Origin of the sequence: Pseudomonas marincola, assembly GCF_900116605.1 — a bacterium.
GTDB lineage: Bacteria > Pseudomonadota > Gammaproteobacteria > Pseudomonadales > Pseudomonadaceae > Aquipseudomonas > Aquipseudomonas marincola.
Genome location: NZ_FPBC01000011.1, coordinates 88,959 through 114,157, shown reverse-complemented (window position 1 = coordinate 114,157; position 25,199 = coordinate 88,959). Strand labels below are relative to the sequence as shown.

Annotated in this window: 25 protein-coding genes and 1 pseudogene; 14 read left to right on the top strand and 12 right to left on the bottom strand. The window is 57.7% G+C overall.

What is annotated here, in order from left to right; translation table 11 throughout:
* Positions 1 to 114 precede the first annotated feature (114 nt).
* The gene (locus BM395_RS17265; protein WP_090514132.1) at positions 115 to 1,005 is read right to left on the bottom strand and encodes a helix-turn-helix domain-containing protein; all 891 of its coding nucleotides are present in this window, start codon (positions 1,003 to 1,005) and stop codon (positions 115 to 117) included.
* A gap of 238 nt (positions 1,006 to 1,243) precedes the next feature.
* Here BM395_RS17265 and BM395_RS17260 point away from each other — a divergent pair, with 238 nt between their 5' ends.
* A complete protein-coding gene (locus BM395_RS17260; protein WP_090514129.1) occupies positions 1,244 to 2,149 on the top strand; it encodes a DMT family transporter in 906 nt (301 codons plus the stop codon).
* A gap of 47 nt (positions 2,150 to 2,196) precedes the next feature.
* Here BM395_RS17260 and BM395_RS17255 read toward each other — a convergent pair whose 3' ends face one another.
* From BM395_RS17255 to yaaA, 4 genes are all read right to left on the bottom strand, one after another.
* The gene (locus BM395_RS17255; RefSeq protein WP_090514126.1) at positions 2,197 to 2,610 is read right to left on the bottom strand and encodes a hypothetical protein; all 414 of its coding nucleotides are present in this window, start codon (positions 2,608 to 2,610) and stop codon (positions 2,197 to 2,199) included.
* Positions 2,607 to 3,440, bottom strand: coding sequence for an SDR family oxidoreductase (locus BM395_RS17250; protein ID WP_090514123.1), 834 nt, complete (start codon positions 3,438 to 3,440; stop codon positions 2,607 to 2,609). Before BM395_RS17250 ends, BM395_RS17255 begins: the two co-directional genes overlap by 4 nt.
* Before the next feature lie 126 nt (positions 3,441 to 3,566).
* Complete coding sequence (locus tag BM395_RS17245) at positions 3,567 to 4,031, bottom strand: multidrug transporter (RefSeq protein ID WP_090514119.1); 465 nt, start codon at positions 4,029 to 4,031, stop codon at positions 3,567 to 3,569.
* 93 nt (positions 4,032 to 4,124) lie between these two features.
* Complete coding sequence (gene yaaA / locus BM395_RS17240; RefSeq protein WP_090514115.1) at positions 4,125 to 4,904, bottom strand: peroxide stress protein YaaA; 780 nt, start codon at positions 4,902 to 4,904, stop codon at positions 4,125 to 4,127.
* A gap of 138 nt (positions 4,905 to 5,042) precedes the next feature.
* On the opposite strand from yaaA, the gene dmeF reads away from it, so the two are divergent.
* The 5 genes from dmeF (at position 5,043) to moaE (ending at position 9,077) form a co-directional block, all read left to right on the top strand.
* Positions 5,043 to 6,008, top strand: coding sequence for a CDF family Co(II)/Ni(II) efflux transporter DmeF (gene dmeF / locus BM395_RS17235; protein WP_090514112.1), 966 nt, complete (start codon positions 5,043 to 5,045; stop codon positions 6,006 to 6,008).
* A 357-nt stretch (positions 6,009 to 6,365) separates the two neighbouring features.
* Positions 6,366 to 7,757 carry a PhoH family protein gene (locus BM395_RS17230; protein ID WP_069901139.1) on the top strand — a complete coding sequence of 464 codons (1,392 nt, stop codon included), beginning with the start codon at positions 6,366 to 6,368 and terminating at the stop codon, positions 7,755 to 7,757.
* Between the two features lie 131 nt (positions 7,758 to 7,888).
* Positions 7,889 to 8,374, top strand: coding sequence for a cyclic pyranopterin monophosphate synthase MoaC (gene moaC, locus BM395_RS17225; RefSeq protein ID WP_090514109.1), 486 nt, complete (start codon positions 7,889 to 7,891; stop codon positions 8,372 to 8,374).
* Complete coding sequence (locus BM395_RS17220; protein WP_069901143.1) at positions 8,371 to 8,619, top strand: MoaD/ThiS family protein; 249 nt, start codon at positions 8,371 to 8,373, stop codon at positions 8,617 to 8,619. Before moaC ends, BM395_RS17220 begins: the two co-directional genes overlap by 4 nt.
* Before the next feature lie 2 nt (positions 8,620 to 8,621).
* A complete protein-coding gene (gene moaE / locus BM395_RS17215) occupies positions 8,622 to 9,077 on the top strand; it encodes a molybdopterin synthase catalytic subunit MoaE (protein ID WP_090514106.1) in 456 nt (151 codons plus the stop codon).
* Between the two features lie 150 nt (positions 9,078 to 9,227).
* Here the strand turns inward: moaE and BM395_RS17210 are convergent, their stop codons facing one another.
* Positions 9,228 to 9,905 (bottom strand): potassium channel family protein, encoded by a 678-nt coding sequence (locus BM395_RS17210; RefSeq protein ID WP_069901146.1) that lies wholly within the window; start codon positions 9,903 to 9,905, stop codon positions 9,228 to 9,230.
* Positions 9,895 to 11,229 carry a TrkH family potassium uptake protein gene (locus BM395_RS17205; protein ID WP_090514220.1) on the bottom strand — a complete coding sequence of 445 codons (1,335 nt, stop codon included), beginning with the start codon at positions 11,227 to 11,229 and terminating at the stop codon, positions 9,895 to 9,897. The genes BM395_RS17210 and BM395_RS17205 overlap by 11 nt, the downstream gene beginning before the upstream one ends.
* 221 nt (positions 11,230 to 11,450) lie before the next feature.
* Between BM395_RS17205 and BM395_RS17200 the strand changes: the two genes are divergently transcribed.
* Positions 11,451 to 11,684 (top strand): DUF3079 domain-containing protein, encoded by a 234-nt coding sequence (locus tag BM395_RS17200; RefSeq protein ID WP_075723392.1) that lies wholly within the window; start codon positions 11,451 to 11,453, stop codon positions 11,682 to 11,684.
* A 79-nt stretch (positions 11,685 to 11,763) separates the two neighbouring features.
* On the opposite strand, the gene aspT is transcribed toward BM395_RS17200, so the two are convergent.
* From aspT to BM395_RS17180, 4 genes are all read right to left on the bottom strand, one after another.
* Positions 11,764 to 13,455 (bottom strand): aspartate-alanine antiporter, encoded by a 1,692-nt coding sequence (aspT, locus tag BM395_RS17195; protein ID WP_090514103.1) that lies wholly within the window; start codon positions 13,453 to 13,455, stop codon positions 11,764 to 11,766.
* Between the two features lie 248 nt (positions 13,456 to 13,703).
* Positions 13,704 to 15,158, bottom strand: coding sequence for an ATP-dependent RNA helicase RhlB (gene rhlB, locus BM395_RS17190; protein ID WP_069901281.1), 1,455 nt, complete (start codon positions 15,156 to 15,158; stop codon positions 13,704 to 13,706).
* A gap of 169 nt (positions 15,159 to 15,327) precedes the next feature.
* Positions 15,328 to 16,266 carry a GGDEF domain-containing protein gene (locus BM395_RS17185; RefSeq protein WP_090514100.1) on the bottom strand — a complete coding sequence of 313 codons (939 nt, stop codon included), beginning with the start codon at positions 16,264 to 16,266 and terminating at the stop codon, positions 15,328 to 15,330.
* Positions 16,267 to 16,588: 322 nt separating this feature from the next.
* A complete protein-coding gene (locus BM395_RS17180) occupies positions 16,589 to 17,248 on the bottom strand; it encodes an alpha/beta hydrolase (RefSeq protein ID WP_090514097.1) in 660 nt (219 codons plus the stop codon).
* 486 nt (positions 17,249 to 17,734) lie between these two features.
* Between BM395_RS17180 and BM395_RS17175 the strand changes: the two genes are divergently transcribed.
* From BM395_RS17175 to BM395_RS17145, 7 genes and pseudogenes are all read left to right on the top strand, one after another.
* Positions 17,735 to 18,763: an amino acid ABC transporter substrate-binding protein gene (locus BM395_RS17175; RefSeq protein ID WP_069901153.1), complete on the top strand. Its 1,029-nt coding sequence runs from the start codon at positions 17,735 to 17,737 to the stop codon at positions 18,761 to 18,763.
* A 98-nt stretch (positions 18,764 to 18,861) separates the two neighbouring features.
* Positions 18,862 to 20,047, top strand: a pseudogene (locus BM395_RS17170) (amino acid ABC transporter permease).
* Between the two features lie 10 nt (positions 20,048 to 20,057).
* Positions 20,058 to 21,155 carry an amino acid ABC transporter permease gene (locus tag BM395_RS17165; protein WP_069901157.1) on the top strand — a complete coding sequence of 366 codons (1,098 nt, stop codon included), beginning with the start codon at positions 20,058 to 20,060 and terminating at the stop codon, positions 21,153 to 21,155.
* A gap of 10 nt (positions 21,156 to 21,165) precedes the next feature.
* Entirely contained in the window at positions 21,166 to 21,930 is a 765-nt protein-coding gene (locus BM395_RS17160) for an amino acid ABC transporter ATP-binding protein (RefSeq protein ID WP_069901159.1), read from the top strand.
* Between the two features lie 132 nt (positions 21,931 to 22,062).
* Complete coding sequence (locus BM395_RS17155) at positions 22,063 to 22,569, top strand: nuclear transport factor 2 family protein (protein ID WP_244529003.1); 507 nt, start codon at positions 22,063 to 22,065, stop codon at positions 22,567 to 22,569.
* A 1-nt stretch (position 22,570) separates the two neighbouring features.
* Entirely contained in the window at positions 22,571 to 22,897 is a 327-nt protein-coding gene (locus BM395_RS17150) for a GIY-YIG nuclease family protein (RefSeq protein WP_170860616.1), read from the top strand.
* 66 nt (positions 22,898 to 22,963) lie between these two features.
* Complete coding sequence (locus BM395_RS17145) at positions 22,964 to 23,899, top strand: glutathione S-transferase family protein (RefSeq protein WP_069901165.1); 936 nt, start codon at positions 22,964 to 22,966, stop codon at positions 23,897 to 23,899.
* 240 nt (positions 23,900 to 24,139) lie between these two features.
* Here the strand turns inward: BM395_RS17145 and yejK are convergent, their stop codons facing one another.
* A complete protein-coding gene (yejK, locus tag BM395_RS17140; RefSeq protein WP_069901167.1) occupies positions 24,140 to 25,147 on the bottom strand; it encodes a nucleoid-associated protein YejK in 1,008 nt (335 codons plus the stop codon).
* Positions 25,148 to 25,199 lie beyond the last annotated feature (52 nt).

The following is a 25,199-nucleotide window of genomic DNA, read 5'->3' as shown; positions in this document are numbered from 1 at the left end:
TGCCAACACTTAAACAAGAGGAAAGCAGACGATTTTGACACAGCTGGGAAGGCTTGCGGCGATCAGCAGACGAAATCGCTGCAATCGGTGCCGATGCCTGTTATTTGCAGGTAATTAACGCGCCAGCGAGTTGCCGGCGACGCTTTGGCGGTATTGGCTCGGCGTGGCATTGAATGCCTGACGAAAGCGATTGCTGAAATGACTGGCACTGGAAAAACCACACGCCAGGGCTATTTCAGCAAACTCCAGAGCGCTGCTGCGCAGCAGGAATTGCGCATGTTGCAGGCGTTGGTTGAGCACATAACGATGCGGCGGCAAGCCAAAGCTCAAGTTGAACATGCGCGCAAAGTGGTACTCGGAAAGCGCGCACAATCCCGCCAGATGGCCCAGTGTCAGCGGTTGATCAAGATTGGCCTGGATATAGTCGCGCAGACGCTTGCGGTGCGCAGGTGCCAGACCGCCGCGTAATTGCAGGCCTTCACGGCGGCTGACTTGCGACAGCAATGCATGGCTGAGCATGCTGTGGGCGAGGCTGCTGGTGAGCAATCGCTCGGCTGGCTCATCCCAGTTGAGTTGAGTCAGTTGGCGGAAGCGTTCGGCCTGATCCGGATCATCGACAAAGGTGGATTCACGCAATTGCAGCTCGCGCGGTTCGCGGTCGAGCGTGCGCACGGCAGCAAGAGCGAATTGCTCCTGGCTGATGTACAGGTGCGCCAGTTGAATCTCGCCGTTGATTACCCAGGACGATTGGTGCTCGGCGGGCATCACACAAAGCTTGCCAGGCGCGCCTTTTTGGTCCGGCCGCTCGGCGCGGAAAGTGCCAGTGCCACCGGCCAGATAGCACGACAGCGTGTGATGGCTCGGCGCGAGATAGCTGCGGGTGTCGTGATGGTTACTCCAGATCGCAGCCGACAGCCCGTCACCCAACTCTGCAGTGTGATGCAGGCGGGCATTGGGTGAGCTGTTCATGCTCTGAAATACGTGGAGTTGTTCTATGGGTGGCATACGCTTTCCTGGGAGGCGGCCCGAAACGGCGGCGCCAATGACGTGCTGGCCGGTTATTCGGGGTGCCCAATTGCCACTATGCTACGCCGCCAATGCGTGTCTGCCAGCCCCCAGCGGCTAAAAAGCGCAAGATTTTGCTAGTTGCCGGGCCGGGTGATCCGCTCACAAGTGCGCAAGTTTGTGCAAGCGCAGCCACCGCTCTCAGCGCAGAATTGGCGCATTGAATGGGAGCTGGGTAATGAATATTTCGCTGTACCTGATGACTGTGCTGATTTGGGGCACAACCTGGATCGCCCTGAAGCTGCAACTTGGCGTGGTGGCTATCCCTGCCTCCATCGCCTATCGCTTTGGCTTGGCCGCCGCCGTGTTGTTTGCGATTTTGCTGTTAAGCCGACGCCTGCAAAAAATGCATGGCCGCGCCCATCTGGTGTGCGCTGCACAGGGTTTGTGCTTGTTCTGCATTAATTTCATGTGTTTCTACACTGCCAGCCAATGGATTCCCAGCGGGCTGGTGTCAGTGATTTTCTCCACCGCCACGCTGTGGAATGCGCTGAATGCGCGGGTGTTCTTCAAACAGAAAATTGCCAGTAACGTGCTGCTCGGAGGTGCGTTGGGTTTGAGCGGGTTGGCGTTGCTGTTCTGGCCCGAACTATCCGGCCACGAAGCCAGCCGCGAAACACTGTTGGGGATTGGCCTGGCAGTGATTGGCACGCTGTGTTTTTCGGCGGGCAACATGCTCTCGAGTTTGCAGCAGAAAGCTGGCTTGCGACCGATGACCACCAATGCGTGGGGTATGTTCTACGGCGCGCTGTTTTTAGTGGCCATTTGCGTGGTGAGCGGTACGCCGTTCGCTTTCGAGTGGAACACCCGCTATATCGGCACACTGTTGTATCTGGCGATTCCCGGTTCGGTGATCGGCTTTACCGCCTACCTGACCTTGGTCGGGCGCATGGGCCCTGAACGCGCCGCGTATTGCACGGTGCTGTTCCCAGTGGTCGCGTTGAATATTTCGGTGTTCGTCGAGGGCTATCAATGGACAGCGCCGGCGCTATGCGGGCTGGTGCTGGTCATGCTCGGTAATATTCTGGTGTTCCGCAAACCGCGAGCAGCGCCTGCCTTGCAAGCCGCTGGCGGACAGCAGTAGCGCTAAGTCGGTTGGGCGATCAGCGAATTGATCGCCCAAGTCGATGGCTATTTAGCCGGTGTGGTCTTCTTGCGGCGAAACAGACGTGACCAGTGCGGCGAGATGCAGATAATCAGCGCAATCGGGTAGATCAGGTAATGCGCGACAAACAGCACCTGACCGCCAAGGCCCGGTGACTCCTTGAGCATCATCATGGCGAACAGGCCGATATACAGGCCGCCTAAAATCCCCGCGTAGCACAGCACCAAACGCAGGCGCTCTTTCCAGTTCATCGGCCGGCGATGCATCCAGCGAAACGCGATGAGCAGCAGTAAACCAGTCAGGAGCGCCGCCACCAGAGTAGCCGGAAAACCGCCGAGCTTGAGCAATAGGCGCGCCATCAGGTTGAAGCCGAATGCCGCGATCACACCGCCCACGGCGTAGTGGATCATCGAGGGTACGCGCTCGATAGAAGTCTTCATGATAATTGCCTATTGAGACCGAAGCGTTTCTTCAAAGCATGCTCCAGCAGGTTCTTGGGTAATAGCGCGGCCAGCAGCGGCAGAGCCCGGCTGCCATTGCCGAGGCGCAGCAAACGTGGCGGATTGGTGCGTTGGCTGGCAGCCAGAATATCCCGGGCTACGTCTGTGGCCGGTGTCGGATTGTCTTGTGAGGCGTTGGCGCGGGCGCGAATCCCCTCGCGCAGCGGCCACCACGGCGAGCCTTCGCTGATCAGTTGTTCAGCCTCGCGGCTGGCATTGGCGCCGAAGCTTGAAGCAATCGCCCCCGGCTGCACCTCCATGACGTTAATCGAGAAGGGCGCAAGCTCAAGACGCAGGGCGTCGGATAGCGCGTGCACTGCCGCTTTCGAGGCGCAGTAGGTTCCTGCAAACGGAGTCACCAACACCCCAGAAACGCTGCCGATATTGATCACCAGGCCTTTGCGTTGGCGCAGCAGCGGGAACACCGCGCGGGTGATTTCGATCAGTGAGAATACGTTGGTTTCAAACTGCCGGCGCATGGCCTCTGCGCCGCCATCAAGCAGCGGGCCCATGGCGCCGTAGCCGGCGTTGTTGATCAATACATCGAGACCGCCCGCCTGCGTCTCGAGGCGCGCCGCTAATTGGACGATGGCGCTGGCGTCATTCACATCCAGTTCGACGGCGTTGAATCCGGCTGCGCTGAGAGCCTCCAGATCCGCCGCTTTGCGAGCCGTTGCCCAGACGCTATAGCCGGCGTTGCCATAGGCATCCGCCAAAGCACGACCAATACCACTGGAACATCCGGTTATCAGGGCTACAGGCTGGGTCATGCGGCATCCTTATCGTTGTTATGGCAGGTGTTGAATATGCCAGTTCAGCTTCCCTGTGCCCAGCGTACCGTTTGCAAATGGCTGGATAAACCTTGATTGCCTGCTTGTTCGAAGATGTTCGCGGCCCTACTGCACGAAACTGCCTTGAAGGCGTTGCGCCCTGAACTCGAGGCTGCTGGGCCGATACCCACTGCGCAAGTTCGGCAATGGCATGCAGTGTTGCCAGCTGGCGCCCGGCTGCAAGTCGCCTGGCCCGCTGTAGCGCGGCGCTTCGTAGAGGCCCTGAGCCAGATCGACGCTGTCGCCTGGACGATAAGCCGCCACCTGCCATTGCAGTTCGGTGAGCACGGCGCTGCTTGAGTTGGTCAGGTCTATAGCCAGCGGGCGATCGGCAGGGCAGCGCTGAGGATCGTAGCTGAGGCGTAATTCGAGATTGGCCAGGTGGCGGTTTTCGCGGCTTTCTTGCCACACCACAACGCCGGCAACGATGCCCAGGCCGATCAGGGCGATCAACGTAATGGGCAACGCTTTGCTGGGGTAGCGGATCAGCAGGATTAACCAGCTGAGCACCAGAATCGAGCCGTAAAGCATGGTCTTTCGCCTTGTGAGAGAGCGTGCATTTATCCTACTACACAAGGCGTGAGACTAACGGCGCTTTTGCGGCGCCGTAATATTGTCTGACGTTTACTCGGGCGCCTGATCGCGCAGGAACACCAGATTGTCCGGCGTTGAGCGCTCTGACGAATAAGCGTAGCCCTGATAATTGAAATCCTTGAGGCCCTGCGGGTCGCGCAGGCGTTCCTTGATCACGTAGCGCGCCATCAGGCCACGGGCTTTCTTGGCGTAGAAACTAATGATCTTGTACTGATCATTTTTCAAATCGCGGAATTCGGTATTGATGATGCGGGCATTCAGCGCCTTACGCTTCACCGCGCCGAAGTACTCATTGGAAGCCAGATTGAGCAACACGTCATCGCCTTGCTCGGACAGCGCTTGATTCAACCAACCGCTGATACGCTCGCCCCAGAATGCGTAAAGATCCTTGCCGCGCGGATTGGCCAGTTTGGTGCCCATTTCCAGGCGATAGGGCTGCATCAGGTCGAGCGGACGCAGCACGCCATACAGGCCGGAAAGCATGCGCAGGTGCTGTTGTGCGAAGTCGAAATCCGCTTCGGCAAAATCTTCGGCATTGAGGCCGGTGTAAACATCACCCTTGAACGCGAGCAGGGCCTGCTTGGCGTTTTCAGTGGTGAAATTTGTCGTCCAGCTGCCGAAGCGAGCGGCATTGAGGCCGGCGAGCTTGTCGGAGAGGTGCATCAACTCGGCGATCTGCTGGGGCGAGAAGTCGCGCAACTGGGTGATCAGGTCTTGAGCATGGTCGAGGTGCTCTGGCAGGGTAAAACGCTCGGTTACCGAAGGCGTCTCGTAATCGAGGGTTTTAGCCGGGGAAATCACCAACAACATAAAATCTGCTCCTAATCTGTCTTGGCCGCGATTTTAGGCCGAGTCGGGGGTTTGGCTCCACCTATAACGCCGATGGTTTAATCTTATCGGTCTCGAAACGACAAGTTTTCGCGGCCTCAACCATCGAAGCGAGCAACTATGAACGACTGTGATCACGCGCGCTGGGAACCCGACCATAACTACCGCCCGCTGGAAACCCATGCAGAGCAACAGGCGTGGCGTGTTGCAGCGCTCACAGGCATCACCATGCTGGTGGAGATTGTCGCGGGTTACCTGTACAACTCCATGGCGCTGTTGGCCGACGGATGGCACATGGCGTCGCACATGGTGGCGCTGGGCATGACGGCGCTGGCTTATTTTCTGGCGCGCAAATACGCCCACGACCCGCGCTTCGCCTTCGGCACGTTCAAGGTTGAGGTCCTCGCGGGGTTTGCCAGTGCGGTGTTGCTGGTTGTAGTGGTGGCCATGCTGGCATTTGAGTCACTGTTGCGGCTCTGGCATCCGCAGCAGATTGCCTTCGACATGGCCTTGCTGGTGGCGGTGATCGGCCTTTTGGTGAACCTGGTGTCGGCCTGGATGCTGCGCGATCAGGATCATGCGCATGACCACGGCCATGGTCACAGTCATGCTCATCACGATCACGATCACGATCACGATCACGATCACGGCGAGCGTGGGCGTGATCTCAATCGGCATGCCGCATTTATTCACGTGCTGGCCGACGCGCTGACCTCCATCGCGGCGATTGCGGCGCTGGCTGGCGGCTTGTTGTTTGGCTGGAACTGGCTCGATCCGCTGATGGGCGTTATCGGCTCAGTGATCATCGCCATCTGGGCCAAGGGCTTGCTGATTGAAACCGCCAAAGTGCTGCTCGATCGTGAGATGGACAGCCCTGTTGTGGCGCGAATTCGCACCATTGTGGCGCAACAACCGGACACCCAGATCAGCGATTTGCACCTGTGGCGGGTCGGCCGTGCGCAATACGCCTGCATTATCAGCGTGGTGACCCATGGCGAGGCTTCAGCCGACGACTACAAGGCTCAGTTGGCGGGGATCAAGGAGCTGGTGCACGTGACGTTGGAGGTCAACCGCTGTGAAGCGTGACGGGAGAAAATCGGCGAAATTGAGAAGCTGTGAACTGGCGCAACGAACAGCGTAAAAATGATGATTTTTGAGCTGTTTTTGCAGAGGGTGGACTATCGACTTTACCCATGCTGCAGCGTATCGCCAAGCGCTATTCGTCGAGTCGACAAATAAACTTAAAAAAAGTGAAATGTCGTTTAACTGTCATGTTTTTTGGAGTATCAAGAAAGGGACGCCGAACCCTGCAGACAGGTGGCGACTTTTGGCCCTCACCTTGCTTGCAGTCTTCTCAGCCGCCCCCTGAGAAGTTTGGCGGCCCTGTGCAACGCAGCGCAAACCCAGCGCCGTTGCTTGGCTTCTACCAGAAGGTGAACGAGTATGGATGACCACGGACGCATCAAGCCCACCGCTCCAACCCTCTACGCTCTCGACACCAATGTGCTGATTCACGACCCCAACGCGCTGCTCAATTTTGAAGAGCACCACGTTGCAATTCCCATGACTGTTCTGGAGGAGTTGGACAAGCTTAAAACTGGCAAGCAGGGTGTGGCGGCCGAGTGCCGTCAGGCGATTCGTTTGATCGACAAAATTCTCGGTAGTGCTTCACCTGAACAGATAGAACACGGCGTTCCGATCGAACGCGAAAAGAGTGGCGCCTGCGGTTTCCTGTCGATTCTCATGAGCAAGAGCGCGACGCCGGTTACCTGGCTGCCGGAAGACCTCAACGACAACAAAATCATCAACCAACTGGTCGAGCTGAAAACGCGTCGGCCCGGCTTCAATGTGGTGCTGGTCACCAAAGACATCAACATGCGCCTCAAGGCTCGCGGCTGCGGCCTTGAATCCGAGGACTATCACACTGACCAACTAGTTGATGACATCTCGCTGCTACCCAAGGGCTATCACAGCGTGGAAGGCTCGTTCTGGGATGGCGTGAGCAAGGTTGAGACGCGTCAGGATCACGGTCGCACCTGGCACCGTGTGCAGCTCACCGACAGTTTGCCGTTTGTGCATATCAATGAGTTCATTGTTGACGAGCAAGGCTTCGTCGGCTGGATCAAGGGTGTCGAAGACGGCGAGATGCTGATTCTCGACCTGCATCAGGAACCGCTGATGCATCAGGAAGCATGGGGCCTGCGCCCACGTGATATTCATCAGGCGCTGGCACTGTATGCGCTGCTTGATCCGGATATTCATCTGGTCAACCTGACTGGTGCAGCCGGCTCCGGTAAAACCATCCTGGCGCTGGCGGCGGCAATTGAGCAGACCATGGTCAGCAAGCGCTATCGGCGCATTATCGCCACCCGTAGCGTGCAGGGGCTGGATCAGGAAATCGGCTTCCTGCCCGGCACCGAGGCCGAAAAAATGGAGCCTTGGCTGGGCGCCATCACCGACAACCTCGAAGCCCTGCACATGGACGATGAGAACACCCACGGCAGCGTCGACTACATCCTGCAAAAAGTCCCGCTGCAGTTCAAATCACTCAACTACATCCGCGGGCGCAGCTTCCAGCAAAGCCTGATCCTGATAGACGAATGCCAGAACCTCACCCCGCACCAGATGAAAACCATCATCACCCGTGCCGGTGCGGGTTCCAAGGTGATCTGCCTGGGTAACCTGGCGCAGATTGATACCCCTTATCTGTCCGCCCCGAGTTCGGGCCTGACTTACCTCACGGAGCGCTTCAAAGACTTCTCCCACGGCGTGCACATCACCTTGCAAGGCGTGCCGCGTTCGCTGTTGGCGGAATACGCCGAAGGCAATATGTAACGCTGAACCCCGTTGTTTCATCTGCATTAACCATCAGCCCGACGCAATGTCGGGCTGTTTGCGTGCAGAGGAGGATGCTTAAACCTGACTCGCGGGTTTACAATCGGGCTACACCCGTATGGAGCAAGACCGTGCTAACCCATCTCGACTCCCAAGGCCGTGCCAACATGGTTGATGTCAGCGACAAGTCGCAAACCGTGCGCGAAGCCGTTGCCGAAGCGCGTGTGCGTATGCGCCCGCAAACCCTGCAGATGATTGTTGAAGGCGACCATCCCAAAGGTGATGTATTCGCTGTCGCCCGGATTGCGGGTATTCAGGCGGCCAAGAAAACCTCTGATCTGATTCCGCTGTGCCACCCGTTGATGCTCACCAGCGTCAAGGTGGAGCTGACGGCCGAAGGCGCCGACACCGTGCGCATTCAGGCGCGCTGCAAGCTCACCGGACAGACCGGCGTCGAGATGGAAGCACTGACCGCTGCCAGTGTTGCCGCGCTGACCATCTACGACATGTGCAAGGCAGTTGATCGTGGCATGACCATCGAGAATGTGCGGTTGCTGGAGAAACTTGGCGGCAAGAGCGGCCATTTCAAGGCAGACGAAGAAGGAGCCTCGGCATGATTCGGGTGCAGTATTTTGCACGCTACCGTGAGGCCCTCGGTCTGGATGGCGAGCAGTTGCGTGACAGCGGTGAGTTCACCACGGTTGATCAATTGCGCCTGTTCTTGCTGGCCCGTGGCGGCGTATGGGACGTGCTTGGCGAGCAGAATCTGATGTGCGCACGCAATCAGGAGTTGTGCAGCCTGGACGAGCCACTGGAGGAGGGCGACGAAGTTGCGTTCTTCCCGACCGTAACCGGAGGTTGAGCATGGCGATTCGAGTTCAGCAGGCGACATTTGACCCGGGCGTGGAACTCAATGCCCTGCACGCCAGCAACGTCGGCATCGGTGCGGTGGTGAGCTTTGTTGGCTACGTGCGTGACTTCAATGAAGGCCGTGAGGTGGCTGGGATGTTCCTTGAACACTTTCCCGGCATGACTGAAAAGTCGCTGGGCAAAATAGCCGATGAAGCCAGCCAGCGCTGGCCGCTGATCAACGTCGAAATTATCCACCGCATTGGTCGTCTGGAACCGGGCGAGCCCATTGTGTTTGTCGGCACCACCAGCGCCCACCGTCAGGCCGCTTTTGATGCCTGCGCGTTCATCATGGATTACCTGAAAACCCGCGCGCCGTTCTGGAAGAAAGAAGACACCAGCGAAGGCCCGCGCTGGGTCGAAGGCCGTTGCAGCGATCAGGACGCCGCCGAGCGCTGGAAGCAAAGCTGAACGCCGAATCACCTGAGCGCTGAGCCTGCGCTCTACTGCAACCCTGTAAGTGCCTGTGTGATGCCGCGCGTTGGATCGACTCATAAAGTCAGCGCGGCGGCTTAAACCGTTAGCTCTTTCCTGCCAGCTGCTCTTGGCGCTCAGCCTGATTCAGGTCAGGCCGGCAAAGTGCTCAAGCAGCGGCGTTGCGCCAGCTATCACCAGTTGATCGCCCTGATTGACCACGGTTTCGGGCACGGCGTAAACGAAATCACTGCGTGGGCGCTTGATGCCGATGACTGTCACGTCGTACTTGGCGCGAATGTCGGACTCGGCCAGCGTCTTGCCAATCGTCTCCGGCGGCGCGCCAGTGGTGGCCAGGGCAAAACCATCGTCGAACTCGATGAACTCGAACATCTTGCCAGTCACCAAATGCGCCACACGAGAGCCCATTGCTGCTTCCGGGTAAACCACATGATCGGCGCCAGTGCGCTCTAGAATGTGGCCGTGGCGATTGCTCATGGCCTTGGCCCAGATGTCTTTGACGCCAAGCTCATGCAGCGCCAGAACCGTCAGCACGCTGGCTTCAAGATCGCTGCCAATCCCGACCACCACATGCTGAAAGTCACCCAGCCCGAGTTGGCGCAGAGCGTCGATATTGGTGCTGTCGGTTTGCACCACATGCGTCAGCCGGTCGGACCAACGCTGCACATGCTCTTCATCCTGATCGATACCCAGCACATCATGGCCGAGGGCAATCAGGGATTCAGCCACGGCGGAACCAAAACGGCCGAGGCCGATGACGGCAAAGCTGTCGCTGTGTTTGGTCGAGAACAGTTTATCCAACAAGGGGACGTTCCTCCGGGTAGCGGTAAGGTGTGGTGCTTGAGCGCAACGCCAGCGCTGCCGCCACGGTGATGGTGCCAACGCGGCCGATGAACATCAGCACGATAATCACCAACTGGCCAGAGGGCGGCAAGTCTGGGGTGATGCCGGTGGTCATGCCGACCGTGGCGAAGGCCGAAATGGTTTCAAACAACACGTCCTGCAATTGGAAAGACGTGACGCTGAGCAAAATGATCGTCGCAACTGACACCACTGCGGCGCTCAGCAGCACAATCGCCAGCGCCTGACGCTGGGTTTCATAAGCAATGCGGCGATTGAATGCAGTGGTGTCGGCGTTGCCGCGAATCTCGGCCCAGACCACGAACAGCAGCAAGAAGAAGGTGGTGACCTTGATCCCGCCCGCCGTGCCTGCGCTGCCGCCGCCGATGAACATCAGCACATAATTGACCACCAGCGTCACGGCGTGCATTTCGCCAATGTCCAGAGTGTTGAAGCCTGCGGTGCGCGCGGTTGCCGAGTGAAAGAACGCGCCGAGAAATTTGTCCCACCAACTCAGCGGGCCGAGAGTGTTCGGGTTGCTCCATTCATAGGCCAGAATCGCCACGGTGCCGCCGATCAAAAGAATAGCGGTGCCGATCAGGGTGATTCGCGTATGGATCGACCATGTTTTGGTCTGGCTGCCCTGACGGAATATTTCCAGCAATACCGGAAAACCCAGGCCGCCAATCAGCAGCGAGGAGGTAATGCTCAGCACCACAACGGGGCTGGACTCGAAGCGCATGAGGCTGTCTGAGTAGGTCGAGAAACCTGCGTTGTTGAACGCCGAAACGGAGTGGAAAACCCCGTTCCACAGCGCGGTAAGCCAGGGTTCGTTGTAGCTGAAGTGCAGATCTATGGTGAGTATCACTGCGACCACCAACTCGACGCTGACGGTGACGATCAGGATCATCTTCAGCACATCGACCACATCGCCAAGGCCCAGTGAGCGGATTTCACTTTGCGCGATCAGGCGCTGGCTGAGTTGCATGCGGTTGCTCACCAGCATGCCCAGCAATGTAGCGCCGGTCATGATGCCCAAGCCGCCAATCTGGAACAGAATCAGGATCACGGCCTGACCAAAGCCAGACCAGTACACCGCGGTATCCACCACGCTCAGCCCGGTCACGCAAACCGCTGAAACGGCGGTGAACAAGGCCGTGAGCAGCGGCACGCTGAGGTTGTCGGTATGCGAGACCGGCAGCATCAATACCAGTGTGCCCAGCGCGATTGCGGCGAGAAAAGTCAGCGGTACCAGCCGTGTCGGGTGCTGCAGTGTATTGCGCCGCAAAGTCTTCAATCCTTTAAAAATGTGGCCTGAACGGCTCAGCATCACCAAGCCTGGCCCGCAACAATGTGGCAATCCTGCGCATCAATATAGCCTATGTATCAAGGGCATCGGCAGCGCAATTTCGGTCTGTGTTGGCGATTAACTGCGGTTGATCTGCATCAAGGGTCAAGTGCCAGGATCGGATTAAACTGAGTTTCAATGACCCTTTCAGGTATTGGCACATGGCCAAGTCTTTCCCCTTGCATCCCAAGCATCCTGAGCGCATCTGCTGGGGATGTGACCGCTACTGCTCAAGTCAGTCACTCGATTGTGGCAACGGCTCTGATCGCACCATGCACCCGGCGGAGATGCTAGGGGATGACTGGTATGAGCATGGCGACTGGGGCATCTCAGTCTCGGAACCGCCCACGCCTGCCGTGCGCAAGATAGCCGTGGTCGAATTACCAGCCGTTTAGCCGGTGTGACGCTCATGCAATGAAAAACGCCCGATGCTTGGCTGCATCGGGCGTTTTTGTTTTTAGCGGTTAGGGCGATTCAGCCTGCCGCGATAAAGATGATGATTGGCCCGCACACGGCCAGCAGCACGTTGGAAATGGCGTAACACACGGTGAAACCGATTACCGGCGTATTGCTGCCGGACGCGTCGATGATCTTGTTCATCGACGCTGCTTCGGTTTGTGCGCCAGCCAGTGCGCCAAACAGAATCATTGGGTGCAGGCGCAATATGTAACGGCCGAAGTACAGGGCCACAATCGGCGGAACCAGCGTTACCACAACACCGGACAACAACAGCGAAACGCCATGTTCCTGCATGGCGGTAATGGCTTGCGGGCCAGCCAGCAGACCAACTACAGCGCCGAAAGCAGTGAGGCCGAACTCGGAGAAGGCCCACTGAGCAGCGGGCGGTAGCGCGCCGATTTCAGGGTGGCGCGAGTTATACCAACCAATAGCCAATGCGGTGACCAGCACGCCGCCGCCGACGCCCAGCTCGACCGGAATCATACCGACGTGCGCAGACAGCATGCCCAGCAGCGAACCGATTACCATGCCCAATGCATGCACGGCGATGTCACTCTTGTAATTGCTCTCGCGGATGCGCCCCAAGCGATTGGCCAGCGCCTCTACACTGCTGGTGCGGCCGGTAATCGAGATCACATCACCGCGACGAATTTGCGTGTTGGGCAGTTGCGGCAGGGGATAACCCTGACGCGTGATGTCATTCAGAAAGCAGCCCAGACGATCAGCCGCCGTCAGCTTCGAGCGAATTTCATGCAGGGTTTTACCGGCGAATTCGGCGGAGGTCAGAATGATATCGACCGAGCGCGTCGGGAACGACATCGACTCTTCATGATCGACCTCGGGGCCGACCCATTCGGTGAGCGAACTCACCGCTTCGCGCAGGCTGTAAACGCCGACAATATCGCCGCCTTTGAGCACGAAGCGGCTGTCACGTTCGATGATCTTGCCATCGCGAACCACCCGCTCGACGCTGAGCGCAGTGTGCAGTTTTTCGATATCTGCAATGCTCTTGCCGTCCGCATTGCCGCCTGCCAACACCTGATGCGCGCGCACCACAATGCGCGTGTAGGGAATGGTGATGGCGTCTTCATCCTTGGCGATGCCCAGCTCCAGTTCCAGTTCGCGCGCTGAGGCCTTGAGATCTACACCGAGTAGTTTGGGCGCCACACTGCCAACAAACACAATCAGGCCGATGGTGCCGAACAGGTAGGTAATCGCGTAGGCAACGGCCATGTGACTGTTGAGTTTGGCCACCTCGGCCGGATCAAGGCCGAGCTGGTTAATCGCGCTGCTCGCCGTACCCATGATCGCCGTGTCCGTCAGGGCACCAGCGCCCAGACCTGCGGTAAAGCCTGCATCGAATTTGTACACGTAGAACATCAGCAAAATCATCGCCAATGCGGTTGCGCAGAGCACCACCGAGAGAATCACCAGCTTCAGGGTGCCGCTGTTCAAGCTGCCAAAAAACTCCGGGCCGCTCTTGAAACCCACGGCGTAGATGAACATGACGAAAAACACTGACTTCAGAACATGCGGAACTTCGAGGCCTATCTGGCCCACCAGCAAACCCACCAGCAGGGCGCCTGCGACCGAGCCTAGGTGGAAGCTGCCAATATGAATCCGGCCCAACAGCACCCCCAAAGCAATCGTCAGGAAAACTGCCGTCTCGGGAGCAGAACGCAATGCGTTAAGGAGAAAGTCGAGCATTCAATAAGTCTCACAGGAAAGGAATCGATGCAGTTACGTTCTCCAAGCATAGATGCGCTTGGTTGCAGCGGCAGGGCAATTTATAGCTTTATTGCGTAACGGGAAGGTGGCCACTGTTTATTGCCTTAGCGCCTGAGCAGCCTCGGCGAATAGCGATGGCAAGCTGGCGCCCGGTTTGCGCTGTGGGCAATTAACAGGCACAAAAAAAGGCGAAACCTTGAGGTTTCGCCTTGGTTGTTACTGCGCAATCAGTGCTTGCGCGGTACCGGCTTGAGCAGTTCTTCAGGCGGCATTTCGCAGGCGATTTTGCGGCCCAGCAACTCCTCGATTGGCGGCAGGGCGTAGGCGTCGTCCTCACCGGCAAAGCTGATCGAGGTGCCATTGGTGCCTGCACGGCCCGTACGGCCAATGCGGTGTACGTAGTCGTCCGGATCTTCCGGCAGGGTGAAGTTGATCACGTGGCTGATGGCATCGACGTGGATACCGCGACCGGCTACGTCGGTTGCAACCAGTACGCGAATTCTGCCTTCGCGAAAGCCTTCGAGAACCTTGATGCGTTTGTGCTGCGGCACGTCGCCGGACATTTGCGCGGCGCTGATGCCGTCGCGGGTCAGGCGTTCCTCGATACGGCGTACTTCATCTTTGCGGTTGGCAAAGACCATCACGCGAATCCAGTCGTTCTGGGCGATCAGGTTGTACAGCAGCTTGTACTTGTCGCTGCCGGCAACGGCGTAAACGTGTTGTTCCACGGTGTCGCTGGCGACGTTTTCCGGCTCGATTTCAACGATGGCCGGGTTGGTCGTCCATTGTTTGGCGAGGTTCATTACATCGTCGGTGAACGTCGCAGAGAACAACAGTGTCTGGCGCTCGGACTTCATCGGGGTTTGGCGGATAATCTGGCGAACCTGCGGAATGAAGCCCATGTCGAGCATGCGGTCGGCTTCATCGAGCACCATCACCTCAACCATGTCGAGATGCACTTCGCCGCGCTGGTTGAAGTCGAGCAAGCGGCCTGGGGTCGCGACTAGAATGTCGCAGAAACGCGATTCCAGCAGCTTCAGCTGTTTGTCGAAGTCCATACCGCCCACAAAACTCATGACATTGAGGTTGGCGTATTTGGTCAGGTCGGCGGCGTCTTTGGCGATCTGCACCACCAACTCACGCGTCGGCGCGATGATCAGTGCGCGTGGCTCGCCCATGTAGCGGTCTTTCGGCGGCGGCGTTTGCAGCAACTGGGTGATGATCGAAATCAGGAAGGCGGCGGTTTTACCGGTACCGGTTTGCGCGCGACCGATTGCATCCTGCCCATTGAGGGTAAAACCCAGCACTTCAGCCTGAATCGGTGTGCAATACGGGAAGCCAAGGTCATGGATCGCGTGCATCAGCTCGGGAGCAAGTTTGAAGTCATGAAAGCGGGTCTTGCCTTCGGCAGGCTCGACCACGAAGTCTTCAAGCTTCCAGTTATCAACCGGCTTGGGTGCGCGCTGGCGGCGAGGTTTTGCGGATTTGGCTGGGTCTTTGCGTGCAGCAGTTTTGGCCTGGGCAGCAGGTGCAGGCGCATTGGCAGCAGCAGAGGATGAGTCGAACGTGCTGCGCTGGGATTTTTCTTCAGTCTGGGGCGCTACAGATTGTGCAGGCTGACTGGCTGGGCTGTTGGACTGGCCCTCGGCTTTGCCGAACATCTTTTTAAGTGCTTTGAGCACGGTCATCTCGTCAATTGGTTAAGTAATGAACCGCACCAGTGTAAAGCAAGAAGCTTGCGCGGCGAAGTGTTCCAGCTTGCAAGTTTGCTTTTCGGGTGTTATGTGCTGGCTCAACGGGTGCTGCCGGGCGATAAAACGGCGCTTTTCATGGCCTGCTGAGGCTGCGGTTTCAGGCACTGATGCAATTACGACCCGCTTGTTTGGCGCGGTAGAGCGCACTGTCTGCCCGCGCCAGCATGCTTTGCACTGTGTCGTCCGCAGCGCCTAACGTCATCCCGATTGATACTGTAATGCCTGGCAGCATGCCAACCGGCGAGTAAAAGGCCGGAATTCGTTCAAGGCTTTCGCGCAAGCGCTCACCAATCACGCTGGCATCCTGCAGTTCCAGCTCTGGAAGCAGGATCACAAATTCTTCGCCGCCATAACGCACCAGGCAATCACGCGTGCGTAATTGGTTGCGCAACGTATGTGAGAGCAAACACAGGGCATAGTCGCCGGCCAGATGACCGTGCTGATCGTTGTATTCCTTGAAATAGTCGACATCCAGCATCAGCAGACTAAGCGGTTTTTTGTCGAAGGCGCAGCGGGTGATTTCGCGCTGGAAATTACGGTTAAGCCAACGCCGGTTATAGGCGCCCGTGAGGCTGTCGATGTTGGCGTGCAGTTCGCTGTCGACAAGGCGGCGGTTGCCATCGCGCAGGCGTTTGGCGAGTTGCTGGAGCAGGTTCTGCATCAGCGCCGGCGATTGTTGGCAAAGTACCAGCACCGCGTCTCGATGCAGGCGCAGCACGCGGCTGGTTTTTTTACTGATCACATAAGCGCTCGGGCAGGCGCTATCAATAAAGCTGACCTCGCCCGCACAGTCGCCGACATTCAGCGTGCACACCGGCAGGTTGTCCACCGAGTCGATATGCACATCGAGTTTGCCCTCCAGCACCACGTACAGATAGGGATTGCTCTTGGCGGGCGACAGCAAGACTTCACCTTTGTTGAGATCGTAGGCGTGAAACTCATCCAACACTGCCGAAAGGCTGTGGCTGGCGATACTGCTGAACAACTGCAACTGCTGGAGGGTTTGCAGGCTTGCCTGCCAGTTCGCCGTTTTCATGGTTTCAAATACGATTGGGTGAGATCGCCAGCATCGACCTGTAACCTCGACTGCCGGATGTTTGCCTTGATTGGCTTTGAGCAATGCTAGCCGAGCGAATTGATCTGACAACCACGGCAAAGACACGGCTCGCTGAGCGGTATTTGGGCGAGTGTGCGCTGCTTCACAGGTCATCACAGAGCAATTAACGCCAGCGTCGGTAGCGGCGGGGGAGAACGCGTCTAGCGCGGTGGTGGCGGAATTTTCAACGCGCTCCGGGTGGCAAGAGTGCGTTGAAATCCTTTGGTGGCTATTTGGTATCACTTTTACGACGAGCGGTTACTTAAGCACTCAGTTGGGTGCTCAACCAGCGGCCGATATCGGCTATCTCCGCCGGGATCACTTCGTGGCTCATCGGGTATTCCTGCCAGGTCGCTTGCACCCCGCGCTCGGTCAGCCAGTCGTAAGCTGCGCGGCCCATGGCGGGCAGCACGACGTCGTCCTGTGCGCCATGCAGGCAGCAGGTGGCGAGGTTTTTCTTGTCCGGCGTAATGCTCAGATCGCCCGCCAATGTTGGCCCGTACGTGGACAACGCCAACACGCCTCCCAAGGGGCCGGCCCAGCGTAAAAATGCGGTGTGCAGAACCACTGCGCCGCCCTGGGAAAAGCCCGCCAGAAAGATCCGCGCCGGATTGATTCCGCTGTCACGCTGCGCCTCAATCAGGCCGATGAGCATCTGTGCAGACGCTTCGAGTTGCTCGTGATTGATCGCCCGCGAAGGGCTCATTGCCAGAATGTCGTACCAACTGGGCATTGCCCAACCGCCATTCACGGTCACCGCCTGAGTCGGCGCTTGCGGCAAGACAAACCGGGTGCTGAGCAGTTGGCCTTGCAGTGCTTCAGCAACGGGCAAGAAGTCGTACTTGTCTGCCCCCAAACCGTGCAGCCAAATAACGCAGGCGTCAGCGTCTTTGGCTGGGTGAAGTATCAATGGGTCGTGCATATGTGGCTCCAATTTGGTGCGGCGGTGCTTTAATGGTGCATATTGTTTTGCGAGGCATGTCAAATCTATAAAAAATATGTCGCACGCATGCAAGTATTACGCTTGACCTACCCGTATTGTGCAACAGGCACAGCGCTGGTACGGGCCTTGCTATAACTATCTGGACTGGTAACGCATCCCGGTAGTGCCAAGGCTGTAATGCTACTGGGATCGGAACAGACGGGAAGCTGATTGATGGGGTTTCCAACGGTTCGCCGAGCACAAGCGATAAATCGTTTGATGTTGGGCAAAAGGCTATCCGTCTCTCGTCCATTCGACCAATGGACGGAGCTTGAAGTTTTGGCTGATGAGGGCATCGGCAACTAAACTCAGGCTGAGGTCCGACTCCCGGTTGATCACGTTGCTGCCTGCGTGATTTTCCTGCCCCATAAGGGTACGGTGATAGGGCCGAGACTCCAAACACAACAAAAGCAACTGGAGGTTTTAATGAAGATGGTGAAATCCACCCTGGCAATTCTGACAACTGCAGCCGTTTTAGGCGTAAGCAGCTTCGCGCATGCGGGCGCTACCCTTGATGCAGTACAGAAGAAAGGCTTCGTGCAGTGCGGTATCAGCGACGGGTTGCCTGGCTTCTCCTACGCCGATGCCAAGGGTAACTACCTGGGCCTGGACGTTGATGTGTGCCGTGCTGTGGCAGCCGCTGTATTTGGCGATGCCAGCAAAGTTAAGTACAGCCCATTGACCGCCAAAGAGCGCTTCACCGCGCTGCAGTCTGGCGAAGTTGACATGCTTTCGCGTAACACCACCTGGACCAGCTCGCGTGATTCGGGTCTGGGCCTGAACTTCGCCGGCGTGAACTACTACGACGGTCAGGGTTTCCTGGTTAACAAGAAACTCGGTGTTTCCAGCGCCAAAGAACTCGACGGTGCAACCGTTTGTATTCAGGCGGGTACAACCACTGAGCTGAACCTTTCGGACTACTTCCGTGCCAATGGCCTGAAGTACACCCCAATCACTTACGATACTTCTGATGAAAGCGCCAAGTCGGTTGAAGCCGGCCGCTGCGACGTTCTGACCTCCGACCAATCGCAACTCTACGCACAGCGCATCAAGCTGGCCGCTCCTGAAGAGTACGTAGTTCTGCCTGAAGTCATCTCCAAGGAGCCTCTGGGCCCTGTAGTTCGTCAAGGTGACGAGGAGTGGTTTGACATCGTACGTTGGTCGCTGTTCGCCATGGTCAACGCTGAAGAGCTGGGCATCACTTCGAAGAACGTCGAAGAAATGGCCAAGTCGACCAAGAACCCTGACATCGCTCGCTTGCTGGGCGCTGAAGGTGAGTTCGGTAAAGACCTCAAGTTGCCTAAAGACTGGGCGGTTAAAATCGTCAAGCAAGTGGGTAACTACGGTGAAAGCTTTGAGCGTAACGTCGGTTCAGGCAGCGAGCTGAAAATCGAACGTGGCCTCAATGCCCTTTGGAACAAAGGTGGTCTCCAATACGCACCGCCGGTGCGCTGATCATCCAGGCTGGCACCTCGTCCTGAGGTGCCACCGTTGTTCTGATCTACTGGATTCTGCGTCGGTGTGAGTCGGCGCAGGATTCACTGAGGGCTCATATGCAAACAAATGCAAATGCCTCTCGTACCCGTGGCTCGGTCTGGACCGATCCCAAGGTACGCGCGTGGCTATTTCAAATTCTGGCGGTTATCGCGGTCGTCGCGCTGGGCTGGTATCTGTTCGACAATACCCAGACCAACCTGGACAAACGCGGTATTACTTCCGGTTTCGGCTTTCTCAATAACAGTGCCGGCTTTGGTATTGCTCAACACCTGATTGAGTACACCGAACGAGATTCCTACGGAAGGGTATTTGTCATCGGCTTGCTCAACACCTTACTGGTCTCCGGGATCGGTATTGTGCTGGCAACCATTCTCGGTTTTATTCTCGGTGTTGCCCGGTTGTCACCCAACTGGCTGGTGCAGAAACTCGCCACGATCTACATCGAGACGTTTCGTAATATTCCCCCCGCTGTTGCAGATTTTCTTCTGGTATTTCGCGGTCATGCTGGCCATGCCAAGCCCGCGCCAGAGCCTTGACGTAGGTGGAACATTCTTCCTCAACAATCGCGGGCTGTACCTGCCTTCACCTTCGGCAACGGATGGCTTCGTGCCGTTTTTGGCGGCGTTGGTGATTACCATCATCGGCGTGATCCTGATGGCGCGTTGGGGGCGTAAGCGTTTTGAGGCGACAGGGCAGCCGTTTCCGACATTCATCACCTCGGTGGTGTTGTTGGTGGCGATCCCCGGGCTGACCATTCTGCTGGCCGGTAACCCATTCACCTGGGAAATCCCTGAGCTCAAGGGCTTCAACTTCCGTGGCGGCTGGGTGATGATCCCGGAGCTGATCTCGCTGACGTTGGCGCTGAGTATCTATACCGCAGCGTTCATCGCCGAAATCGTGCGCTCGGGGATTCAGGCCGTCAGCCATGGCCAGACAGAAGCCGCGCGCTCGCTGGGCCTCACGCCCGGCAAGACCTTGCGCTTGGTGGTTATTCCGCAGTCATTGCGGGTGATCATCCCGCCACTCACCAGTCAGTACCTCAACCTCGCCAAAAACTCCTCGCTGGCAGCCGGTATCGGTTATCCCGATATGGTTTCGCTGTTTGCCGGCACGGTGCTTAACCAGACCGGACAGGCGATTGAAGTCATTGCCATCACCATGAGCGTGTACTTGGCGATCAGCCTGAGCATCTCGTTGTTGATGAACTGGTACAACAAGCGCATCGCGCTGATCGAGCGGTAAGGAGCAGCCCATGCAAACCCATACGTTTAAACCGGATCTGCCACCACCGCGCATGAGCGTGGGTGTAATCGGCTGGATGCGTAGCAACCTGTTCTCGGGCGTGTTCAACACCCTGCTGACCCTGTTGGCTATTTATCTGGTCTGGCTGATCGTTCCGCCACTGCTCAATTGGGCATTCTTCGATGCCGACTGGGTCGGCACTACCCGCGCAGACTGCACGGGGCAGGGCGCCTGCTGGGTGTTTATTCAGCAGCGTTTTGGCCAGTTCATGTATGGCTTCTACCCGAGTGAATTGCGCTGGCGTGTCGACCTGACGCTCTGGGCGGCAATCATCGGCGCAGCGCCATTGTTCGTGCCGCAAATGCCACGCAAAGCCTTGTACGGCATCGCTTTCCTGATCATCTATCCGCTGCTGGCCTACTGGCTGCTGCACGGTGGTGCGCTGGGCCTGAGCGTGGTGCCGACTACCCGTTGGGGCGGCCTGATGCTGACGCTGGTAATTGCAGCGGTCGGGATTGCCGGTGCCTTGCCGCTGGGCATCATGCTGGCGCTCGGACGGCGTTCGGAAATGCCCGCCATCCGGGTTATCTGCGTGACGTTCATCGAGTTCTGGCGTGGCGTTCCGTTGATTACCGTGTTGTTCATGTCATCGGTCATGTTGCCGCTGTTCCTGCCGGAAGGCATGAGCTTCGACAAACTGATGCGTGCGCTGATCGGCGTCATCATGTTCCAGTCGGCCTATATCGCCGAAGTGGTGCGCGGTGGCCTGCAAGCCATTCCCAAAGGTCAGTACGAAGCCGCTGCTGCAATGGGCCTTGGCTACTGGCGCTCAATGGGCCTGGTGATTCTGCCGCAAGCGCTGAAAATGGTGATTCCGGGCATCGTCAACACCTTCATCGCGCTGTTCAAAGACACCAGTCTGGTGATCATCATCGGCCTGTTCGATCTGCTTAACAGCATCAAGCAAGCAACCACCGACCCCGCCTGGCTAGGCATGTCCACCGAGGGTTACGTGTTTGCTGCATTGGTCTACTGGATTTTCTGTTTTGGTATGTCCCGCTACTCCATGCATCTGGAGCGCAAGCTGGACACTGGCCATAAGCGTTAGGAGCTAACCCATGAGTGAAGCAATTAAAAAGCCTGAGGCTGCAGAAGGCATGATCCTGATGCAGGGCGTACACAAATGGTACGGCCAGTTCCACGTGCTCAAAGACATCAATCTGGACGTCAAGGCCGGTGAGCGTATCGTTTTGTGCGGCCCTTCCGGCTCAGGTAAATCGACGACTATTCGTTGCATCAACCGACTGGAAGAACACCAGCAGGGCCGCATCGTGGTGGACGGCACTGAACTGACTCACGACCTCAAGCAGATCGAAGCAGTACGCCGCGAAGTCGGCATGGTGTTCCAGCACTTCAACCTGTTCCCGCATCTCACCGTGCTGCAGAACTGCATGCTGGCGCCGATGTGGGTGCGCAAGATGCCCAAGCGTGAAGCGCAGGAAGTGGCCATGCATTATCTGGAGCGCGTGCGGATTCCGGAGCAGGCCGACAAGTTTCCGGGCCAGCTTTCCGGTGGTCAGCAGCAGCGTGTGGCGATTGCCCGTGCGCTGTGCATGAAGCCTAAAATCATGCTGTTCGATGAGCCGACTTCGGCACTCGATCCGGAAATGGTCAAGGAAGTACTCGACACCATGATCGGCCTGGCAGAAGACGGCATGACCATGCTCTGCGTAACGCACGAGATGGGTTTTGCGCGCACCGTTGCCAACCGGGTGATCTTCATGGACCGTGGCGAGATTGTCGAAGAAGCCGAGCCGGACACCTTCTTCACCAATCCGAAAAACGAGCGCACGCAACTGTTCCTCAGCCAGATCCTGCATTGATCCACTGGCAGTTGTAACTATAAGGGAGTCGCAAGACTCCCTTTTTTGTGGCCGCAAATCGCCGGGCTTCGCGTAAACTCGTGCCAAATCGGACGCTACCCGCGTCGACACTTTTTGCGAGCGCTCCACACTATGACCCCGACTTGCGCGCCTGGCAGCGACATGCATCCCAACGCCGAATTGATCACGCGCTTTTATCAGGCGTTTGCAGCGCTGGATGCTGAGACGATGGCCAGCTGTTACAGCGCCGATGTGCAGTTCAGCGACCCGGTATTTACCGGTTTGCGTGGTGAAAATGCGGCCGATATGTGGCGCATGCTGACGTCGCGCGCGCAGGAGTTCAGCGTCACGTTCGCCGATGTACAGGCAGATGATCAGCAAGGTCGCGCCACCTGGACCGCCCGTTATCTGTTCAGCCAAACCGGCAATACCGTGGTCAATCACGTTGAGGCGCGCTTTGTGTTCAAGCAGGGCAAGATCGCTGAGCATCACGATCATTTCAATCTCTGGGGCTGGGCGCGTCAGGCGCTGGGTTTCAAAGGTCTGCTGATCGGCTGGCTGCCGCCAGTGCAGAAAGCCATCCGCGCTCAGGCGGCCAAAGGCCTTGGGCAATTTCAGGCTGCGCGCAGGGCTAAGTGATTTGGCAGAAGTGACAGACATCCAGCAACCCGCCGCAGCGGTCATCAAAGACTGGTTCGTGTACTTGGTGCGCGCCGCCAATGGTGCGCTCTACTGCGGCATCAGCGATGACCCGCAACGGCGTTTCATCAAGCACCAGAGCGGCAAAGGCGCGCGTTTCTTTTGCTCAAGCCCGGCCGTTGCCTTGGTGTATACCGAGCTTTGCCCGAGCAAAGGCGATGCGTTGCGCCGCGAGCGGGCAATCAAGCGCTTGAGCAAGGCCGCCAAGGAGGCGTTGGTTGAGGACGCTTTGGCCATAGTCACGACTGATGAGGCGCCATCAGCCTAAACGACTAGGCCGATGGCAGCGTGCCGCGTAAGCTCAAGGTTTGGATTCAGCCTTGCGGAGTTGGTCATGCACGAATTGATTTTGCACCACTACCCGAACTCACCGTTCGCCGAAAAAACCCGTTTGATGCTCGGCTTCAAACAGCTTTCATGGCGTTCGGTAATGATCCCGCCAATCATGCCTAAAGACGACCTGTTGGCTCTGACCGGTGGCTACCGCAAAACCCCGGTGCTGCAAGTCGGCGCCGACATCTATTGCGATACCGCGCTGATCGCCCGTCGTCTGGATGCAGAAAAAGCCACACCGGCGCTGCACCCGGCTGAAGCGGAATTTGCGGTCGCAAGTTTCGCCCAATGGGTAGACACCGTGGTGTTTCAGCATGCCGTGAGCCTGGTGTTTCAGCCCGAGTCGATTGCCGTGCGGTTTGCCCAGGTGCCGCCAGAGTTCTTGCAGGCATTTGTCAAAGACCGCACCGCGCTGTTCACCGGCGGCTCGGCGCAACGCCTGAGTGTTGAGCAAGCCAAGCACCAATGGCCGACCATCATGCAGCGCCTGCAAGCACAGTTGGCAGCGCAGTCGGGTGATTACCTGTTTGGCGAGCCTAGCGTTGCTGATTTCTCGATGGCGCATGCGCTGTGGTTCCTGCGCGCCACGCCCGTCACCTCACCACTGGTTGATGCCTATCCGGACGTGGTGGCGTGGCTTGATCGGGTACTCGGTTTCGGCCACGGCTCAATGAGCGAAATGAGCGGCGAAGAAGCCATCGGCGTTGCCCGTGAAGCCAGCGCAGCGGCCTTGCCGGAAGAGTCTTTCAGCGACCCGAACGGCTTCAAGGCTGGTCAGCAGGTCACTATTGCCGCCACTGATTACGGCGTCGATCCTGTGGCCGGCGAATTGCTGTTCAGCGGCAGCGAAGAACTGATCCTGCGCCGCGAAGACCCACGCGCCGGTTCGGTAAACGTGCACTTCCCGCGCTTTGGTTTTCAGATCAAGCCGGCGTGATACGTTGCTAGTTGCATGGCGATAGCGGGCGGTTTGTCTGCATTACCAAGAACCCGATTTCAGTCAGCTGAAATCGGGTTTTGCATTTCAGTGCGAGCGTTTCGGGGCGAGTCTTTGCCGCTCAGTTGGGTTGCCGGCATTCAGGCGATGGCGCTGCCCAATAGCCAATCCCAGAAGCACAAACCCCGAGGCCAGCCAACCGGACTCGGGGTTCATATGTGCGCAGTTCCAGCAGTCTGATCAGTCTTTGCGGCGCTTCAGCTGATCGGTGAGCTGGGTCGGCAGGTTGCGGATGGTCAGGATGTCCTGCGCCTCGTCGTATTCGACCTTGGAGCCCAGCAGGTGCGCTTCAAAGCTGATCGACAAGCCTTCGGCACGACCAGTGAAACGGCGGAACTGGTTGAGGGTGCGCTTATCTGCCGGAATCTCTGGCGAGAGGCCGTAATCCTTGTTGCGGATGTGGTCGTAAAACGCTTTAGGGCGTTCCTCGTCGATCAGACCAGACAGCGCCTCAAGCGTCATCGGCTCGCCAATTTTGGCCTGGCTGGTGGCGTAATCGACCAGCGTGTCGGTCTTGCTGCGGGCCTGCTCTTCGGGCAGGTCTTCGCTTTCGACGAAGTCGCTGAATGCCTTGAGCAGAGTTCGGGTTTCGCTCGGCGAGTCGACGCCTTCCTGGCAACCGATGAAGTCGCGGAAGTACTCCGATACCTTCTTGCCGTTCTTGCCCTTGATGAACGAGATGTACTGCTTGGAGCTGGAATTGTTGCGCCACTCCGAGATATTGACCCGTGCGGCAAGGTGCAATTGGCCGAGGTCCAGATGCTTGGCTGGCGTCACATCCAGGCTGTCGCTGACGGCTACGCCTTCGCTGTGATGGAGCAGGGCGATGGCCAGATAATCGGTCATGCCTTGCTGGTAGTGAGCAAACAACACGTGGCCACCGACCGACAAGTTGGACTCTTCCATCAACTTTTGCAGGTGTTCAACTGCCTGGCGACTGAACGCGGTGAAGTCGCTGCCGCCGTCCATATAGAGTTTCAGCCAGCCACTGAAAGGGTAAGCGCCGGACTCATCATGAAAGAAACCCCACGCCTTGCCTTGCTTGGCGTTGTAGCTCTCGTTGAGGTCGGCGAGCATGTTTTCGATGGCTTGCGAGGCTTCCAGTTCGGTATCGCGGGCGTGCAATACGGCTGGGCTGCCGTCTGGCTTCTTGTCGATCAAGTGGACGATACAGTGACGGATCGGCATGAGAACTCTCGTGAAAATCTACAACAGGGAACAGCGGCGCGATGAGCGCGCC